The sequence below is a fragment of the Microvirga medicaginis genome, assembly GCF_052658925.1.
In genome coordinates, this window is sequence record NZ_JBQWEL010000015.1 from 56,514 (window position 1) to 74,499 (window position 17,986).

The 17,986-nt window shown below is 61.0% G+C and carries 15 protein-coding genes; 10 read left to right on the top strand and 5 right to left on the bottom strand.

The genetic code is table 11. The features are described from left to right. Positions 1-48: 48 nt before the first annotated feature. Both ACUXUR_RS18235 and ACUXUR_RS18240 read left to right on the top strand, forming a co-directional pair. Positions 49-492 (top strand): RidA family protein, encoded by a 444-nt coding sequence (locus ACUXUR_RS18235; RefSeq protein WP_445503771.1) that lies wholly within the window; start codon positions 49-51, stop codon positions 490-492. A gap of 250 nt (positions 493-742) precedes the next feature. Beyond that, positions 743-2,422: an MFS transporter gene (locus tag ACUXUR_RS18240; protein ID WP_445503772.1), complete on the top strand. Its 1,680-nt coding sequence runs from the start codon at positions 743-745 to the stop codon at positions 2,420-2,422. Between the two features lie 686 nt (positions 2,423-3,108). Here ACUXUR_RS18240 and nadC read toward each other — a convergent pair. The 4 genes from nadC to ACUXUR_RS18260 form a co-directional block, all read right to left on the bottom strand. Beyond that, positions 3,109-3,987 (bottom strand): carboxylating nicotinate-nucleotide diphosphorylase, encoded by an 879-nt coding sequence (gene nadC / locus ACUXUR_RS18245; RefSeq protein WP_445503773.1) that lies wholly within the window; start codon positions 3,985-3,987, stop codon positions 3,109-3,111. Continuing rightward, a complete protein-coding gene (locus tag ACUXUR_RS18250; protein ID WP_445503840.1) occupies positions 3,984-5,582 on the bottom strand; it encodes an L-aspartate oxidase in 1,599 nt (532 codons plus the stop codon). The genes nadC and ACUXUR_RS18250 overlap by 4 nt, the downstream gene beginning before the upstream one ends. 9 nt (positions 5,583-5,591) lie before the next feature. After that, positions 5,592-6,590: a quinolinate synthase NadA gene (nadA, locus tag ACUXUR_RS18255; RefSeq protein ID WP_445503774.1), complete on the bottom strand. Its 999-nt coding sequence runs from the start codon at positions 6,588-6,590 to the stop codon at positions 5,592-5,594. 126 nt (positions 6,591-6,716) lie between these two features. Beyond that, positions 6,717-7,697 carry an NUDIX hydrolase gene (locus tag ACUXUR_RS18260; protein ID WP_445503775.1) on the bottom strand — a complete coding sequence of 327 codons (981 nt, stop codon included), beginning with the start codon at positions 7,695-7,697 and terminating at the stop codon, positions 6,717-6,719. Positions 7,698-8,259: 562 nt separating this feature from the next. Here ACUXUR_RS18260 and ACUXUR_RS18265 point away from each other — a divergent pair. Next, positions 8,260-8,454, top strand: coding sequence for a hypothetical protein (locus ACUXUR_RS18265; protein WP_445503847.1), 195 nt, complete (start codon positions 8,260-8,262; stop codon positions 8,452-8,454). Positions 8,455-8,514: 60 nt separating this feature from the next. On the opposite strand, the gene ACUXUR_RS18270 is transcribed toward ACUXUR_RS18265, so the two are convergent. Beyond that, positions 8,515-9,465 carry an ArsR/SmtB family transcription factor gene (locus tag ACUXUR_RS18270; RefSeq protein WP_445503776.1) on the bottom strand — a complete coding sequence of 317 codons (951 nt, stop codon included), beginning with the start codon at positions 9,463-9,465 and terminating at the stop codon, positions 8,515-8,517. A gap of 158 nt (positions 9,466-9,623) precedes the next feature. Between ACUXUR_RS18270 and ACUXUR_RS18275 the strand changes: the two genes are divergently transcribed. The 7 genes from ACUXUR_RS18275 (at position 9,624) to ACUXUR_RS18305 (ending at position 17,981) form a co-directional block, all read left to right on the top strand. Continuing rightward, entirely contained in the window at positions 9,624-11,516 is a 1,893-nt protein-coding gene (locus tag ACUXUR_RS18275) for an ABC transporter substrate-binding protein (protein ID WP_445503777.1), read from the top strand. A gap of 42 nt (positions 11,517-11,558) precedes the next feature. Beyond that, positions 11,559-12,563 (top strand): ABC transporter permease, encoded by a 1,005-nt coding sequence (locus ACUXUR_RS18280; RefSeq protein ID WP_445503778.1) that lies wholly within the window; start codon positions 11,559-11,561, stop codon positions 12,561-12,563. Beyond that, positions 12,563-13,432 carry an ABC transporter permease gene (locus ACUXUR_RS18285; protein ID WP_445503779.1) on the top strand — a complete coding sequence of 290 codons (870 nt, stop codon included), beginning with the start codon at positions 12,563-12,565 and terminating at the stop codon, positions 13,430-13,432. Before ACUXUR_RS18280 ends, ACUXUR_RS18285 begins: the two co-directional genes overlap by 1 nt. Before the next feature lie 35 nt (positions 13,433-13,467). Beyond that, the gene (locus ACUXUR_RS18290) at positions 13,468-14,490 is read left to right on the top strand and encodes an ABC transporter ATP-binding protein (protein WP_445503841.1); all 1,023 of its coding nucleotides are present in this window, start codon (positions 13,468-13,470) and stop codon (positions 14,488-14,490) included. A gap of 12 nt (positions 14,491-14,502) precedes the next feature. Continuing rightward, complete coding sequence (locus ACUXUR_RS18295) at positions 14,503-15,351, top strand: ABC transporter ATP-binding protein (RefSeq protein ID WP_445503780.1); 849 nt, start codon at positions 14,503-14,505, stop codon at positions 15,349-15,351. Between the two features lie 65 nt (positions 15,352-15,416). After that, positions 15,417-16,970 (top strand): arabinosylfuranosidase ArfA, encoded by a 1,554-nt coding sequence (gene arfA / locus ACUXUR_RS18300; RefSeq protein WP_445503781.1) that lies wholly within the window; start codon positions 15,417-15,419, stop codon positions 16,968-16,970. Positions 16,971-17,150: 180 nt separating this feature from the next. After that, positions 17,151-17,981 carry an NAD-dependent epimerase/dehydratase family protein gene (locus ACUXUR_RS18305; protein ID WP_445503782.1) on the top strand — a complete coding sequence of 277 codons (831 nt, stop codon included), beginning with the start codon at positions 17,151-17,153 and terminating at the stop codon, positions 17,979-17,981. Positions 17,982-17,986: the final 5 nt, after the last annotated feature.

Genomic DNA, 17,986 nt, shown 5'->3' on the forward strand with positions numbered 1-17,986 from the left:
GAGTTGCTCCAAGGCGCGTGGCCTTGGAACACTACAGGAGAAATGCCGATGACGGTCTCTACAGGTTCTCAAGCCACGCCCGTCCTGAACGGTGGCATCGAGGTTCTGCAGCCGAAGAATTGGCCGATTCCCAAGGGCTATTCGAACGGCATGATGGCAGAGGGGCGGATCGTCGTAACAGGCGGGATCGTGGGCTGGAACGAGGTGGGCGAGTTTCCTGAAGGCTTCGTCGCGCAGGCGCGCCAGGTGTTGGAGAATATCTGCACCATTCTGGCGGAGGGCGGGGCCAAGCCGCACCATGTCGTCCGGCTAACCTGGTATGTCGTCGACATTGATGATTACATGGCCAACCTGCGTGACTTGGGTCACGCCTATCAGACTGTCTTCGGAACGCATTACCCGGCTATGGCCCTGGTTCAAGTCGTGCGGCTGGTGGAAAAGAAGGCACTCCTCGAAATCGAGGCGACGGCTGTCGTGCCTTCGGAAAAATGAGCACAGCCTCTCCAGTCTGGCAGCCGCAAGCGCTTACGCCGTGGCTGGAGTCTGATAGATCCCGGCTGCAGGCGCGCTGCGAGCCGACCTGGAAACCGACAAAGCAGAGTGGCGAGCGGGTCCCTCTGATAGTTAGATCGGAACTAGGGTCGAATCCCTGCGCGCCATCCCCGGTTCGGATGGCTTGGCTGGCCCTGGCAGAACATCTGATAGACTCTACCTAGCCGTCCTTGGCTCCATCGAGACCCACATGCCAACAGACACCACCGAAGCATCGACCAGCACGGGATCGTCTTTGTCGCCTTTCAGACATCGCATCTTCCTTGCTGTTTGGGTCGCAAGCCTCGCCTCGAACTTCGGCGGGCTGATCCAGTCGGTCGGGGCGGCCTGGCTGATGACCTCCATCGGTGCCTCGGCGGATCTCATCGCCCTGGTGCAGGCCGCGACGACGCTCCCGATCATGCTGTTCTCGCTCATGGCCGGCGCCATTGCCGACAACTTCGACCGCCGCAAGCTGATGCTCGCCTCGCAGCTCTTCCTGCTCGCGGTTTCGGTGGCCCTGACCTTGTGCGCCTATTTCGGGCTGGTAACACCCTGGCTCCTGCTCACCTTCACCTTCCTGGTCGGCTGCGGCACTGCCTTCAACGGACCGGCCTGGCAGTCGCTGGTGGGTGAGATGGTGCCCCGTTCGGATCTGCCGGCTGCAATTGCTCTCAACAGCATGGGCTTCAACATCGCGCGAAGCCTGGGGCCGGCGCTCGGTGGCCTCATCGTCGCAACGGTGGGCGCCTTCGCCGCCTTTGCGGTGAATGCGATCAGCTATCTCGGGCTGATTACCGTCCTGGCCCGCTGGCAGCCGGTTCAGGTGCCCAGGGCCTTGCCGCCGGAAGCCCTCGGGTCTGCCATGGCGGCAGGGATCCGCTACGTAGCCATGTCCCCCAATCTCGGCGTGGTGCTGCTGCGGGGAGCGGTGTTCGGCCTGGCAGCCATTGCCGTCCAGGCCCTGATGCCGCTTGTCGCCCGCGACCTGATCCAAGGTGGTCCGCTCACCTATGGTCTCCTGCTCGGAGCCTTCGGCGCTGGCGCTGTCGGTGGGGCTCTTCTCAGCACCCGTCTGCGGCAGGCGCTGTCGCTCGAGGCTCTCGTGCGCATTGCCTTCCTCAGCTTCGCGATATGCGCAACGGTTGCCGGGCTGAGCTCCCTGGCGCTCCTGACCCTCATCGCGATGGCGCTTGGTGGGGCGAGCTGGGTCCTGGCGCTTTCCGGTTTCAATGCGACCGTGCAGTTGTCGTCGCCGCGCTGGGTCGTCGGCCGCGCTCTCGCACTCTACCAGATGGCCACCTTCGGCGGTATGGCCTTCGGTAGCTGGATCTGGGGCGGGACGGCCGAGCGTTTCGGGACCACGGACGCTCTGCTGATCTCGGCAGGAGTGCTGGTGGTCGGAGCGGTGCTGGGCTTGTGGCTTCCCTTGCCGGAGCTGAAGACGCTGAACCTTGATCCGCTCAACCGGTGGACCGAGCCCAACGTCGCCGTCGACATCCGCCAGCGCAGCGGTCCGATCGTAATCACAATCGAATACGTGATCCGTGAAGCGGATGTCGTGGCGTTCCTGGCTGTTATGGCTGAGCGGCGGCGGATCCGCCGCCGGGATGGTGCGCGCCACTGGACGCTGTTGCGGGACCTGGAAAACCCGGAAATCTGGGTCGAGCGCTATCACAGCCCCACCTGGCTGGAATACGTGCGGCACAACCAGCGCATCACACAAGCTGATGCTGCGGTGGGTGAACGGCTGCGGGCGCTGCATCAGGGGCCCGACAGGCCGCGTGTCCGGCGCATGATCGAGCGCCAGACCGGCTGGCCGACAGCGGATCTGGGCACGCAGGTTCATGACATCACCGACCCGCTCACCGATCCGACCCGTTCGTCCTGAGGCCGCCCGCAGCGCTTGCAGCCGCGGATTCTCGAAGTGGCCGACACCGTTGCATTGACTTTGCCGGTATAGCGGGAGGCGGCTCATCAAGGTGGAGGCAGCTGGTGCTGCAGCATGCGTGGCGCCCGAGAAGACTCCCGCGCATCGATATGCTGCCGAGATTTGGGGCCAATAGGGTTCTGGTGCCTTATGTTTCGTGAGAGATGAGTATGTGCGCTACCTCCACGGCTGCTGAAGGTGCTGGCGCATGAAGCCAATGAAGAAAATTCTTCTACTTGTTCACTGCGACATCAGAAGCATGCATCCAGCGCAGCCCTTTCATGAGGCATGTTGCATTGCAAATAAGTCGAATGCAGCCGATATGGGCATTGGCTGATTTCAACGCGGCACCGCTTTTCTTCCTCCCGGCGCTGCCGTGTCGGCCGTTCCCTCTGGAAGGTTTTGACTGTTATTTGTCGGACCTCACTTCATGCCGGGCCTTTGGCCCGGCTTTTTTCTTGTCAGGCACCTTTCCGAGGTCCCGCAGTTTTGCTCTAGCGCATCGTGCGGACCCGGCGGGCCGCGCTAGCGACCCGAAGGGCCACGTCAGTGAAAAGTGGACCCGGTTTTCCGCTCTGAACAATGCGCTGCTCTAGAAAGGAAGCATCGGGCGTGAAAAGTGGATTCCGCTTTTCACGCCCGATGCTTTAGGCAACGTCCAGACCGAGGTCAAGAATCGGCGCGCTGTGCGTGATCCAGCCGGTCGAGATCAGATCCACCCCTGTCGCTGCGATTGCTGGTGCTGTTGCAGCCGTGATCCGCCCGGAGGCTTCGGTGATAGCCCGTCTGTTGACGCGCCTCACTGCCTCCGAGAGGGTATCCGGGTTCATGTTATCGAGAAGAATGGCATCGGCGCCAATTTCCAACACCTCATCCAGCTGATCGAGGGTATCGACCTCGATCTCGATCTTGACGAGATGGCCAACGGCTGCGCGCGCCCGCTCCAGCGCCGGCCGGACGCCTCCGGCAAGAGCGATGTGATTGTCCTTGATCAGAACGGCATCATCGAGCCCGAAGCGGTGGTTGGCTCCCCCTCCGGCCCGCACGGCCTGCTTCTCAAGAGCGCGTAATCCTGGCGTGGTCTTACGCGTGCAGACGATCCGCGCAGGCCCGTGGGGCCGAACGGCTTCGACGAGCGCGGATGTGGCTGTGGCAATACCCGACAGCCTGCAGAGCAGATTAAGGGCAACGCGCTCCGCCGAGAGAATGCTCCGGGCCGGCCCTTCCAGCCGGAGAACCGCTTCTCCCCGTTCGACGCGACTGCCTTCCGGGCGATCAATGGCGACCATGACGGCAGGATCGATTAAGGTGAAGGCCAGGCGCGCAACGTCGACGCCCGCGACCACACCGGACACGCGCGCCGCAATGGCCCCACGCAGTCTGGCCTCTGCGGGAATGACGGCGTCCGTCGTGATGTCGCCAGCCCGGCCGAGATCCTCGAGCAGCGCCGCGCGCACAATAGGCTCCACCAGCAGATGGGGAAGCGGAGCTAAGGCGTCTTGTGTGAGGGCGGCTATCGGTCTCATGCAACTCTCCTGGCAGGCGCGGCTGTCCCGTTGTCGATCTGCGCCGCGATGCGCAGCGCCTGATCGAGGGTCATCTCAGTATGCTGTTCTGGCATTCGATCCGGGTAATCCAGCCGCTGATGTGCACCCCGGCTCTCTTGCCGGGAATAGGCTGCTGTTGCGATCATCAGGCCGACTAGCGCTGCATCGCGCTCGCCCGTCGCGTGCGCCTCATGTGTCATCGCGCTGAAGTGGCGGATGGCCTGCTGCAATCCAGCCGCATCACGCAGCACCCCGACCTGTCGATCCATAACCGGCCGGATCTGCGGCAGATGCGCAGACGGCCGAGCAGAGATCGGCCCATGGCGAACACGAGGGAATGGCGAGAGCGGCTTCGCTGCCGACAACGGGCTTGCCTTGCCCCTGATGTCATCAGCAATCCAGACAGCATAGGCCAGTGCCTCGAGAAGCGAGTTGCTTGCAAGCCGGTTCGCCCCGTGCAGACCTGTCGATGCAGCTTCACCACAGACCCAGAGCCCGTCGACGGAGCTGCGGCCCTGATCGTCCACCTTGATCCCGCCCATGTGGTAGTGAGCGGCCGGGCGCACGGGAATGGGATCGCGGATCGGATCGATTCCAGCTGCCCGGCACAGCGCGGTCACACCAGGAAATTTTTGAGTGATGCGTTCACCCAGCACATGTCGCGTATCGAGGAACACGCGCTCACCCGCACAGATCTGAGCAAAAATTGCCCGCGCCACCACATCGCGAGGCGCGAGTTCCGCTCCCGGGATGTCGTGCATGAACCGCTCACCCCGGCCATTGGCAAGCGCTGCCCCTTCACCGCGCAGGGCCTCGGTGGCGAGCGGCATCGGATCGAGACCGGCCCCGATGGCCGTGGGATGGAACTGAACGAACTCGATGTCCCGCAGGACGGCCCCCGCACGGGCTGCCAGCGCCAGTCCGCCACCCAGCGCGCTCAAAGGATTGGTGGTGTGCGCGTAAAGACCTCCGATCCCCCCTGTCGCCAGGACAACGCCCCGGCCCGGGATCAGGATGGGCTCATCTCTGCCTTCGGATGTGCAGGGCGCGCACAATACACCTGCCACCGCGCCGTTCACGTCGCGCACCAGATCCGTGCTTCGATGGTTCTCCAGGATCTGAATCGAGGGGACGTTTCTGACGGCATGAATGAGCGCGTCCAGAACACTTTTGCCGGTTCCATCACCATCCGCATGAACAATTCGCCGGCGCGAATGCGCGGCTTCCAGTCCCAGGATCAGCTCATCCCCAGACCCGGTCCGATCAAAGGACACGCCTTGAGCAGTCAGCCATGCGATGCAGGCAGGGGCAGCGGCTGCAATGCGTGCGGCAATATCGGGATCGCTCAAGCCAGCGCCTGCGTGAAGGGTATCGGCCGCATGCAGGGCAGGGTGGTCGTCGGCTGCGAGGGCGGCCGCGATCCCACCCTGTGCCAAGGGCGTGGAGGCTTGCTGCCCCAATGGCGCTGCAACAACCAGGGTCACCGGCAGCGGCGCCAGGTGCAGGGCCGTCGCCAGACCGGCGATGCCGCCACCGACGACCACGATACGGTCGAGCGGATTGCCTGTTGTCATCATCAGTCCTCAGCGAACGGCGAGCATGCGCTCAACGGCCAGCCGCGCCCGCTCGGCCACGGATGGGTCAATCGTGACCTCGTGCCGGCGCTGCTCGAGCGCCGTTCGGATCTTCGGCAGGGTGATCCGCTTCATGTGCGGGCACAGGTTGCAGGGCCGCACGAACTCGACCTCCGGATATAGAGACGCGACGTTGTCGCTCATCGAGCACTCGGTCACGAGCGCGACACGGGCCGGGCGGTGCTGCCCCACGAAATCCGCCATTCCGGCGGTCGATCCGGCAAAATCGGCCTCAGCCACCACTTCGGGAGGAGCCTCAGGATGAGCCAGCACGACTACGTCGGGATAGCTCTCGCGCACGGTGCGGATATCCTCGGCGGTGAAGCGCTCATGCACTTCGCAGTGGCCTGCCCAGGTGATGATCTCGATTCCCGGCACCTGGGCTGCCGTGTTCTGGGCCAGGAACTCGTCCGGCAGCATGATCACACGATCCACACCAAGGGATTCGATGACCTTCTTGGCATTGCCCGAGGTGCAGCAGATATCCGACTCGGCTTTGACGGCGGCGGAGGTGTTCACATAGGTGACCACGGGAACACCCGGGTAGCGCGCCCGCAGCTGGCGCACGTCCTCCGCCGTGATCGACTCGGCGAGCGAACAGCCGGCCTCGGCATCGGGAATGAGCACCGTCTTGTCCGGATTGAGGAGTTTGGCGGTCTCCGCCATGAAGTGCACGCCTGCGAGCACGATCACGTCCGCATCCGTATTCACCGCTTCGCGTGCCAGGGCCAGGCTGTCACCGACGATGTCAGCCACCGTATGGAAAATCTCGGGCGTCTGATAGTTGTGTGCCAGAATGGCCGCCTTGTGCCGGCGCTTCAGTGCAAGGATCGCCTCGATATCATCGGCAAAGACTGGCCACTCGATGGCTGGGACATGATGCCTGACGCGGGCGTAGAGATCAGGCAAGGGCAGGGACGCAGGCACAAGCGGAGCAGCACCGGACATTGCGGCCTCCTATGCTCAGTCTGAGCATTAGCGGATCAAAAGAAAACCGGCTGCATAGCCGGCGCATGACTTATGCTAGAAGAGAGTATAAGGCGGCGTCAACCCTCAATCTGCGCGAAGAAGGGCTCACCTCAGGCGGGGCAGTCGCACGCCGGGCGCGGGCCGTTCGATCAGAACCTCGCGCCGAAAGCGCACCAGCCGGGCAGGACGCCCGCCCGTCTCGGTCGTGACCTCGCCCGTTTCCTCGACGAGGCCCTGCATCTCGACAAGCCGGCGGAAGTTCTGCTTGTGCAGGCGCACGCCGGACAGGGCCTCGACCGTTCTCTGGAGGTCGAGCAGAGTGAAGGAGGCGGGCATCAACTCGAAGATCACCGGCCGGTACTTGATCTTGCCCCGCAGGCGGCCGATGGCCGTGGCCAGGATCCGCCGGTGATCCCATGCCATTGGCTGACCAGGCGCGAGCCGCACCTTCGGGGAGACAGGCGACTGGATATCGCGGAGGGCCTCGGGAACGAGACCGGCTTCGTAGAGCAGTTCATAGCGCTCCAGGACCCGTTCATCGGTCCAGGTGCCGGATTCGAACCCGAACGTGAGTTCGATGCGCTCTTCGCGGAATTGTCTCGAGCCCTTGCCGCCCGCGCGGGCCCACGCCTTCAGAGCTGGTTCGACGACCTTAAGCGCCGGAGGTCGGCCCTCACGCCAGTCCTCCCACGGCAGATAGGCATACCAGTTCCGCCACGCCGCATGCGCCAGTCCAGCCGGACGTGCCTCCCGTACCAGAGCGAGATAGGCAATCGACAGGGCATGGCCGCCTCCCTGGATATCCGCCTCGGTTCGGTCGCGATCGCCAAACGTGTAGAGCTGCTCGACATAGCCCAAGGTCAGCTGGGTCTGTTCGGCCACCCACGTCCGCAGTCCCACCTCCAGCGTCCGGTGCTCGGATTGCAATGGCCCAGAGGGTAAGCCGTCAAGCTGATCAACCTGAACGGTGAGGACCCGTGGCTCGTCGGGTGTGGCCGCCATGATAACGGCGCTGAGATCAACAGTTGGGGCCGCATGAGGCTGCACGCGAGTCTTTGGTCGCCGAGCGGAAGGGGAGGACACCATGGGTACTCAAAAGCACGCAGATACGAGAGGAGACAAGATAGGTCGCTTCGCTCCCGCGGTCGAGCCGAACTTTGAATGGGCTGAGATGCAGCACTCCCAGGCAGCTTCTGTGCACAGGGAGCTGACCTTGTGACGGCCCCCGTCTCATCCAGGAACCCGAAACGGGCGCTGTCCATCTAGCGCTGCCACGCACCATCGTTGACGCTCGCGGGCAACATGCAGCCCCGAAGAACTGAGCGACAAACCTGGAAGATGACGGCAGGCCCCGACCGAAAATGATCAGGTCTGGGTGAATGCCCCCGATGACCGGCAACAGTTCGTCTTCGGACCTGCAAAACCCAGCCAGTTCGCAATCGGCCTTTTCTGCACAGGGTGCAATCCAACTGGGCCGAGGCGATGCTCGGCGGCACGAAGCATCAGATCATAGGAGATGATGTATATCGTCCGTGCACTATCGAAAACATCGCGGCGAACGAACCAACGGGCAATCGTGCAATTGGAGAGCCGGTGCAAAACTGTGCCGGCGTAAAATGCAAGTCGTTGCGTCAGTCGAGCATGGTGCATGCACGAGATCCGCAAAGCTATCGCGACCGGCACGGGTGAACCGAGCGGCGACTTTGCCGCGCGGCTTGATGGGGCCGCCCGCGATCAGTGGCCTGACGAAGCGCTGGGCCGCCATGTCGGATACCTGCCCCAAGATACAGCAGACGAACCTCGGGCAATCCGCGGCAGTCTCGACTCACATTGCGCGGGGTAGCCGAATGTCTGCAATCTGGGGAGAGCCGACCTTCCGGCTCTCCGGGCTTCACCACTTACCCTATGCGCCCGGCTGTTCCTTCAGAAAGATACGCATGACGATATCTTGATCATAGTTTCCGAAACCGCGACCAAAGATATTTATTCCACCAGGGTGGCGAGCCGTCTCGTCAATGCCGATCCTCAACCGAATCCCGTGATGCTTGTCGAGTTCCAGCTTGTCGAGTGTTACGTCCGAAATCTGGACATCATTGACCGATGTTCCACTCCGTGAGATCTGCCAGGTGACGAGCTTGCCATATTGTGAGCCCTCCAGCTTCCACCATTGCGGTGTGTAAAGACCGCGCTTGTCTCCGAAGTCACTCGGCGAGATCCAGCTTCCGACTTTGACATTGTTGACCCAGAGGCTAATGTCGGAAGGCCAGTCGAGGCTCGTGCCGGGAACTTCGGACGAAAGCTCCATGACGAATTCGAGCCTGTCGATCTTGGCTCCGAGAACCTTGCCGTTATTAGGGAACTTGTATTCTACGAATCCGCGCCTGAACCAGATCAACGATGCATTCATGCGGTGAGGATCGAGAAAGAAATCCGGAACGTCGAGGACGCCCAGAACACTCTCCGTTGAACAAAGTCCGCAAGGGGCGCTCACATCGCAGCTCGTATAGAGGCCGATAGGCATAGACACCTCGACATAGTCCTTGCTCTTGAGCGCATTCTGATCATCGAGGCGGATGATGATTTCATCGTAGCGAATGGAGCAGACCTTCTGCTGTCCCTTTGAAGCTTTGAGAGTCTCTGTCTCAATGAGCCCGGAGCGCTCGAGCATCTGAATGTGTGTCGCGATTGTCGATTGCGGCAGACCGAGCGCGTCGCTGATCTCATTGACGTTAAGTGGTCCTCTTTCCCGCAGGAGCTTGAGGATCCGAATCCTGGCCGGCGAGGCGATCGCCCGTAGCGTCTCGGAGCTTTCCTCAGCAACAAGCGTCAGAAATTTTCTTTTGAATGTCGACATTTAGCCGCTCAGCACGAAATCTGGACCAGGGGAACCCATTCAATGGACCCGCATATGTATCGGAAGGTTTGATATATATCAACGATCATGTTGACCAATCCCGAAAATCCGGGGCTAAATAAGAAAAAACGATAAATCGGATTCTTGGAGGAACGCCAATGCGAATTCTGCGCTTGCTTACTGTTGCGACAGGTCTGGCTCTGGCTGCGACCACCGCGCTGTCCCAAACGACTGTCCCGGGGGTGCCCCGGAACGAAACGATCATCCTCGAAAACCCGGAAGGCACGATCAAAAACCCTGGATGGTTCAACATCTGGACCATCAACGCTGGCGGCCAGTACACCGGTCTGCATCAACTTGCCCTTGATACGCTCTGGTACATCGACCCAGAGCGTGGGCTTGATGGAGTTTGGGAAAACTCGCTCGCGTCTGAAAAGCCGATCTACAATGATGATTTCACCGAGATGACGGTGAAGCTCCGTCCCGGGATCTACTGGAGCGATGGTGTCGAGTTCACGGCCGATGATCTCATCTATACGGTCGAGACCCAAATCAAAAATCCGGGCATGCGCTGGAGCGCCTTGCTGGCGCTGAATGTCGAACGCGTCTCATCGCCCGAGCCTTGGGTCGTTCGGTTCAAGTTGAAGAGGCCCAATTCACGCTTTCACTCGCTTTTTACGGTGCGGTTCAACGGCATCTGGATGATGCCGAAGCACGTCTTCGAAAAGGCGGCTGATCCGCAGAAGTTCGATTTCAATCCGCCGGTCTCCCTCGGCGCCTACAAGCTCCACAGCTTTGACCCTGACGGCAAGTGGTATATCTGGCAAAAACGCGATGACTGGCAGCGCACTACGCTTGGGCGCTATGGCGAGCCGGGTCCAAAATTCGCCGCCTATATCGACCCGGGCCCGCCGGATAAGCGCGTGATCGCGCAGCTCAACCACAACTTGGACGTGGTGCATGACATTGCGCCCGAGGGCATGTTCACATTGTCCAAGCAGTCCCCGAGCCTGAAGACCTGGTTCAAGAACTTCCCGTTCGCGCACCCGGATCCGACTCTGCCGTCGGTCATTTTCAACATGCAGAATCCAGCCTTCCAGAACCGCGATGTGCGGTGGGCGCTGGCTCTGCTGATCGATATCAAGGCCGTCTCCATGGCAGCCTATCGTGGTGCCGCGACGCTGTCCCCAATTGGTATCCCACCGACGGGAACTCATCCGGACGATTACCACATTCCACTTCAGGATTGGCTTGCGTCCTATGAGATCGACACTGGCAAAAGCAAGATCAAGCCGTACGATCCGAACATCGGAGATCAGATCGCCGACATGCTGCGTCCTACAATGAAGGAGCAGATCCCGACTGATCCGAAGGAGATCAGGAAGGCGTTCGGCTACGGGTGGTGGAAGCCCAATCCGCAGGCGGCCGCGGAGCTTCTCGAGCGAGCCGGCTATAGGAAGCAGGGCAACAGCTGGTACACGCCGGATGGTAAGCCGTTCTCGATCAAGCTGATGGTCGAAGGTGACTCACGTCCGATCCTGACCCGCGCCGGAACCATGATCGTCCAGCAATGGCGCCAGTTCGGCATCGATGCGAAGACGGAGGTCGCCCAGGGCACCACGATGCTCGACCGACGCATCGCGGGCGACTTCGAGACGCTGATTTCCTGGAGCGTCGAGACCTACGGCGGCCATCCTGACCTGTCGTTTTTCCTCGACAGCTGGCACTCGCAGTTCGTCGCAGCCCCAGGCAAGACGCAATCGCCTCGCAACTGGCAGCGCTGGAGCAATCCGGAGCTCGACAAGATCATCGAGGAGGTGCGCCGGATTTCCTTCGATGACAAGCGGACGGTCGAACTTGGTCGTGAATACGCCAAGCTCGTCGTTCGCGAAATGCCGATCATCCCGCTGATGGCGTACAATGTCTTCACGGCCATGGATGAGACGTATTGGACGGGATACCCGACTGCGGAGAATCCCTATGCCAATCCTGTCCCGAACTGGGGCAACTCCCGCTCGATGATGGTGAAGCTGAAGCCCAAGCAGCAGTAGAGCGCAGACATCTCCTTACTCCTCTCAGACAAGGAGCGGTCCATGAGGGCTTACCTGGCCTACCTGTCCAAGCGGCTGGTGCAGTTCGCGGTCGTCGTCTTCGTCGGGATCAACATCACCTACTTGGTGACGCACTTGACCCCGATCAATCCGGTCGATCAGTCGATCTCGGCCGCGACGTCCTACGGGGCGACCAGTCCGGAAGCCATCGAGATGATGCGCCAGTCGCTGCGCCAGCTCTATGGTCTCGAGGGCTCGCCTTTGGAACAGTACGTCACGTTCTGGAAACGGGTCATGGTCGGCGACTTTGGACCCTCCTTGTCGGCATTTCCAACACCGGTCTCGCAGCTCATCCTGCGAGCCCTTCCCTGGACCGTCGGCCTCCTGCTGGTTTCGACCGTTCTGACTTGGGTCTTGGGCAATCTCCTCGGCGGTCTCGCCGGCTATTATCGCAACAGCCGGGTCCTCAAGGCCTTCGGGGTTCTTAGCATGGGACTCCACCCCATCCCGTATTACGTTGTCGCTTTCGTTCTCCTCATCATCTTCGGTTTTCTCTGGCCTGTTCTGCCGATCAGCGGCGGCGCCACGATGGCGTCGGACCGCTCCAACACGTTTGCCTTCGCGATCGACGTGGCGGTGCACTCGATCCTGCCGGTTCTGTCTCTCATGGCCGTCGGCATCGGCGGGTGGTTCATGGGGATGCGCTCGCTCGTGTCCAACATCGTGACCGAGGACTACGTCGTCTATGCGGAGCTCGCTGGCGTGAAGCGCAGCAAGATCATGCGGTCCTATGTGATGCGCAACGCCCTCGGTCCCCAATTCACAGGTCTCGCCCTGCAGTTGGGTGCCATCTTCAATGGCGCGATCATCACCGAGCAGGTCTTTGGGTACCCGGGTGTCGGATCCCTGCTGATCAGTGCGGTCCACGCTGGCGACTACAGTCTGGTTCTTGGCATCACCACAATCTCGATTGTGGCGGTCTCTGCCACTGTTTTGCTGATCGATCTTCTCTATCCCCTGATCGATCCGCGCGTGGAGGCACGGTGATGAATACCCTCAGGATTCTTCGTGACCTCTTCCGCTACAATGGTGAGTTCGCCATCGGGTTGATCCTCGTCCTTATCGTGCTGACCGTCGCTGCCTGCTCCTTCTTCTCACCCTATCCGCCGATGGACGTGTACGTCGTGCCTCCCGATGTGCCGCCGTCCTGGGAATATCCGCTGGGCACAACGTCGCGAGGGCAGGACGTGTTCTGGCAGCTCACCTTTGCGATCCGGAATACCCTTCTGTTCGGCATCGTGGTGGCGGTCATCAGCCGTATCATATCCCTCTTGGTCGGGCTGATCTCGGGCTACAAGGGCGGCTGGGTGGACCGGGTCTTGATGTCGATCAACGATACCTTCGTCGTCATCCCGCTCTTTCCTATCCTGGTGCTGTTCTACTTCATCATGCGGGACCAGATGACCTGGGCGATGCTCGCAGTCATCACCGCGCTGCTGGGATGGGCCTATGATGCGCGATTGATCCGGTCCATCGCCATGAGCCTGCGGACCCGCGAATTCACCCGCCAAGCAGTGTTCTCAGGCATGAGCACCAGCAAGATCGTTCTTGAGGAGCACCTGCCTTTCGTCCTGCCGATCGTGTTCTCGACCACCATGAACAACATCAACTGGTCGATCGGCATTGAGGTGACGCTCTCCGTTCTCGGCTTCACCGACATCAACACTCCCACGATCGGCGGCATGGTCTATTGGGCAAACCAGCATACCGCCTTGGTATCCGGTATCTGGTGGTGGATCACGTTCCCGGTCGCACTCGTCATCATGCTGTTCATCGGCCTGTTTCTGCTCGCCATCTCGATGAACGAATACATCGATCCGCGCAGCCGCCTCAGCCGTCTTGGGGGGCAAGCATGATCACCGAGCTACGACCCATACCCCCGTCCGTTGAAATGAAGGCGCCGCAGACTGTCCCGTTGCTCACGGTGGATCGGCTGAAGGCCTACTACAAGACGCAGCTATTCGGCGTCGACCGCGAGGTGAGGGCGGTTGACGACGTAAGCCTCAAGATCAACCGCAATGAGATCTACGGCCTTGCCGGCGAGTCGAGTTCGGGAAAGAGCTCTCTGATCAAGACCATTGCGGGTGCCATCCGCCCCCCGCTCAGGGTTGTCGAAGGCTCGGTGCGGTTTAACTTCAAGGACGGAGAGCGGGATATCTATAAGCTTTCGCCGCAGGAGCTGTCGGCGATCCGCTGGAGCCATCTGTCCTACATCATGCAGGGCTCCATGAGCGTGCTGAACCCGGTCCGGCGGGTCAAGCACGCCTTCGCGGATTTCGCTTTGCCGCATGTGGCCGTGAAGGGGGCAGACTTTACCCGCCTCGTGGAGCGGCACCTAAAGCGGGTCCACCTTGACCCTGCGGTCCTCCAGGCCTACCCGCACGAGCTGTCCGGTGGCATGCGGCAGAGGGTGACCATCGCTCTGGCAACCGTCTGCAGTCCCGAGTTCATCATCGCGGACGAGCCGACCACAGCGCTGGACGTGATCGTCCAGAAGAGTGTGCTCTCCATGTTGCGGGAGATCCAGCGGGAGCTCGGGTCCTCAATCCTGTTCGTGACTCACGACATGGCGGTTCACGCCAATCTGACCGATCGTCTAGGCATCATGTACGCCGGCCGGCTGGTGGAGGAGGGCAGGACGCGGGATGTGTTCAAGAAGCCACTCCATCCTTACACGGCCCATCTGATTTCTAGCCTGCCGCGCATCGGGGACGAGGTGCCGAAAAAGGGCCTTGAAGGCTCACCCCCGAGCCTCGCTGACCCTCCTCCAGGATGCCGCTTCCATCCCCGCTGTCCTCTCGCCATCGATATCTGCCGCCGCGAGGCTCCGCCCATGGTCGAGATCCTGCCTGGGCACCGGGCGGCCTGCCACGTTGCCCAGGCCGATCCCACCCGGATCGAGACGGTCGCATAAGGAGGCGAGCGCATGAGTCCGAATCTTCTCGAGGTGGAAAATGTCAACAAAATCTTCACAAGGAGCGGTCTTGTTTCGCGGAGGATCAACCATGCCGTGAACGATGTCAGCTTCTCTCTCGCGGCGGACAAGCCTGAAGTATTCACCATCATTGGTGAGTCCGGCAGCGGAAAAACCACTCTGGCAGGCATGATCCTGAACAGCATGGTTCCCACGAGCGGGCGGATCCTGTTCCGTGGAAGAGACCTGCGCGAGGTCCGCAGCCGCCGGGACAGGCTCGCGTTCATGAGTCATGTGCAGGCGATCTTCCAGAATCCGTTCGATGCATTCAATCCCTTGAAGCGCGTCGATCGCTACCTGTTCAGTGCGGCCCAGCGCTTCACGGAATGCCGCACGCCCGAGGCGGCCGCGGAGCGGGTTGACGACGCCCTCCGCAAGGTCGGCCTGTCGCTTGCCGAAGTCCGGGGGCGCTATCCGCACGAAATGTCGGGCGGGCAGCTCCAGCGTGTGGCGATCGCGCGCGCGCTCGTGTCCAATCCGTCCCTGATCATCGCCGACGAGCCGGTCTCGATGATCGACGCATCACTGCGCATGACGGTGATCAACCTGTTCAAGAAGCTCCGTGACGAATTCGGGGTCTCGATCATCTACATCACGCACGATCTCGCGACAGCCTATTACATCAGCGACCGTCTGATCATCATGCAAAAGGGCAGGGTGGTGGAAGGCGGCGACGCCCGGACAGTGCTGGCCGCGCCACAGCATGCCTATTCCATCAAGCTACGCCAAGCGGTTCTGTCGGTTGACGGCGCTTGGCTCGACGATCCCTTCACGGACCCCATGCCCGCGATGGCGAATTAATCCATCCCTTATTCCCCCGACAGCTCGAAAACGAGCTTGCCTGCTTAACTGATCGGAGCCTTCCAATGAAAGAAGCCAAAGTCACCATTGACCGCGATTTCTCGATCGCGGAAACGGATCCGCGTCTGTTCGGCGCCTTCGTCGAACACCTGGGACGCTGTGTCTATGGCGGCATCTACGAGCCGGGCCATCCAACGGCCGATGAGCGTGGATTCCGACGGGACGTGCTTGATCTCGTCCGCGAGCTGGCACCAACCATCATCCGTTATCCGGGCGGAAACTTCGTCTCCGGATACAACTGGGAGGATGGCGTTGGCCCGGTGGAGAACCGCCACCGGCGGCTTGATCTCGCGTGGATGTCGACCGAGCCGAACACCTTCGGCACCAACGAGTTCATGGATTGGTGCCATGCGGCCGGCGTGGAGCCCATGATGGCTGTCAATCTCGGCACGCGGGGTCCCGATGATGCCCGGCGCCTCCTGGAATACTGCAACTTCCCGGGTGGCACGGAGCTCTCGGATATGCGGCGCGCTCATGGATGGGAGAAGCCGCACAATGTGAAGTTCTGGTGCCTGGGCAACGAGATGGATGGCCCATGGCAGATGGAGACGAAGACCGCGTGGGAATATGGGCGGATCGCGGCCGAGGCCGCCAAGCTCATGAAATGGATCGATCCGACCATCGAACTCGCTGCGTGCGGCTCGTCCTCGCGCAACATGCCGACCTTCGGCAGCTGGGAGGACACTGTGCTTGAGCACTCGTTCGACCACGTCGAATACATCTCTCTCCACACCTATCTGAACAACTATGCGGATGATACTCAGGCATTTCTCGCAAGTCCGGACCTGATGGACAGCTTCATCGAAGAGGTTGTCGCCATTGCGGACGCGGTCGCCGCTCGTCGTCGGTCGCCCAAGCGCATCATGCTGAGTTTCGACGAGTGGAACGTGTGGTACCGCACCCGGCGCAAGAACGAGGGTCGGGTGAAGCTCGGGTGGCCCGTCGCGCCGCCGATCCTCGAGGAGATCTATAATATGCAGGACGCGCTTGCTTTCGGAGGCGCCTGCATCTCGCTGCTCAATCACGCTGACCGGATCAAGTCGGCCTGCCTTGCGCAGCTGGTGAACGCCATCGCGCCCATTATGACCGAGACCGGCGGGCCTGCCTGGCGCCAGACCATCTTCTACCCGTTCAAGGACATGAGCAATCTCGGCCGAGGCACGGTGCTGCAGACGAAGGTGGACTCGCCGACCTACGAGACGACGTACTACGATCCACGTGGGACATCCGAGCTGCGCTTCCCGCTCCCGGCTGTGCCCTATCTGAAGCTGTCCGTGGTTCACAACCACGAGGAGGATTGCGTCACCATCTTCGCGCTCAACCGCAGCCTTGATGACAGCCTGTCGATGGAAGCCCTCGTGCGCGGCTTCGACGGTCTCACGGTTAAGGAGGCGCACCAGCTGCGCAGCGACGATCTGATGGCCGTCAACACGAAGGATGCGCCCGATACGATCAGGCCCTCTTCTCTCGAGGGAGTCGAGGTTTGGGGAGAGCAGGTACGGGCCAAGCTCGCGCCAGCCTCGTGGAACGTCATCCGGTTGGAAATTCAGAAGCATTAAGCGCTCGAACTGGGCTGCCGCAATAGGGCGCCTGAGAAATTAGCTCGTGATCTATCTGCCAGGAAGGATTGTCCCTTCCTGGCGCTTTACGGCCTTCGGAGACTTGGTGCGACCGGAGGGGAAGCCTGTTGTTCGCGCATGGTAGTCGAAACTCAGCAAGAGATGTGAAGGAGGTCGGTCTTGGCAAAATTGCGGGTGCTGCTGACAGGTGCAACCGGATATATCGCGGGCCAGTTGCTCCCAGTCTTTCGTGAACATTATGATCTGCGGCTCATAGACACTCGGCTGGAGAACGGACTTGGTCAACCCGTTGACGGCGTCGAGGTGCTCGATTTGCTCTCGGCGAGTTCAACTGATCTACAGGCCATCTTCACTCAAGTGGATGTGGTGGTTCATTCGGCCTACCATCGGCCGGATGGATCTGACCTGCAAAGCCAGTACGACGGAGAGCGCCGCAACATCGACATGATGCAGCGGATCTACCAGATGGCTCTGGACCACGGCGTGCGGCGGGTGGTGGCAGCCAGCACCAATCAAGCGGCGAAGTGGTACGAGCAACCCTACTTCGCTGGTCTGCGCGATCGCGTCAGCCCGGAGGATTACCCGCGGCCGGACAGCTTCTATGGTTGGGCCAAGGCCGCTTACGAGTCGCTTGGATTTCTGTATGCCTGCGGCAGCCTAGGGCGGAAGCTGGAGGTGATCCAACTGCGGATTGTCGTTCCCCGGGAGATCGACGCCAGCAAGTTTGCCGATCTGCCGCGCGCTCGGTATGTGCGGGAACTCTCAGGCTATATCAGCGAGCGCGATTTGCAGCAGCTCTTCCGTAAATCTATTGAGGAGCCTCAGATCGACGACGAATACGGCGTGCCATTTCATATCTTCTATGGCGTTTCCAACAACGCCCGCACGTTCTGGAGCATCACCAATGCCCGTCGTGTAATCGACTATCGGCCGCAGGATGACTCTGAAGTGCGCTTTGCTGCCGATATCGCTCGGTTGATGAGCAAGTGAAACTG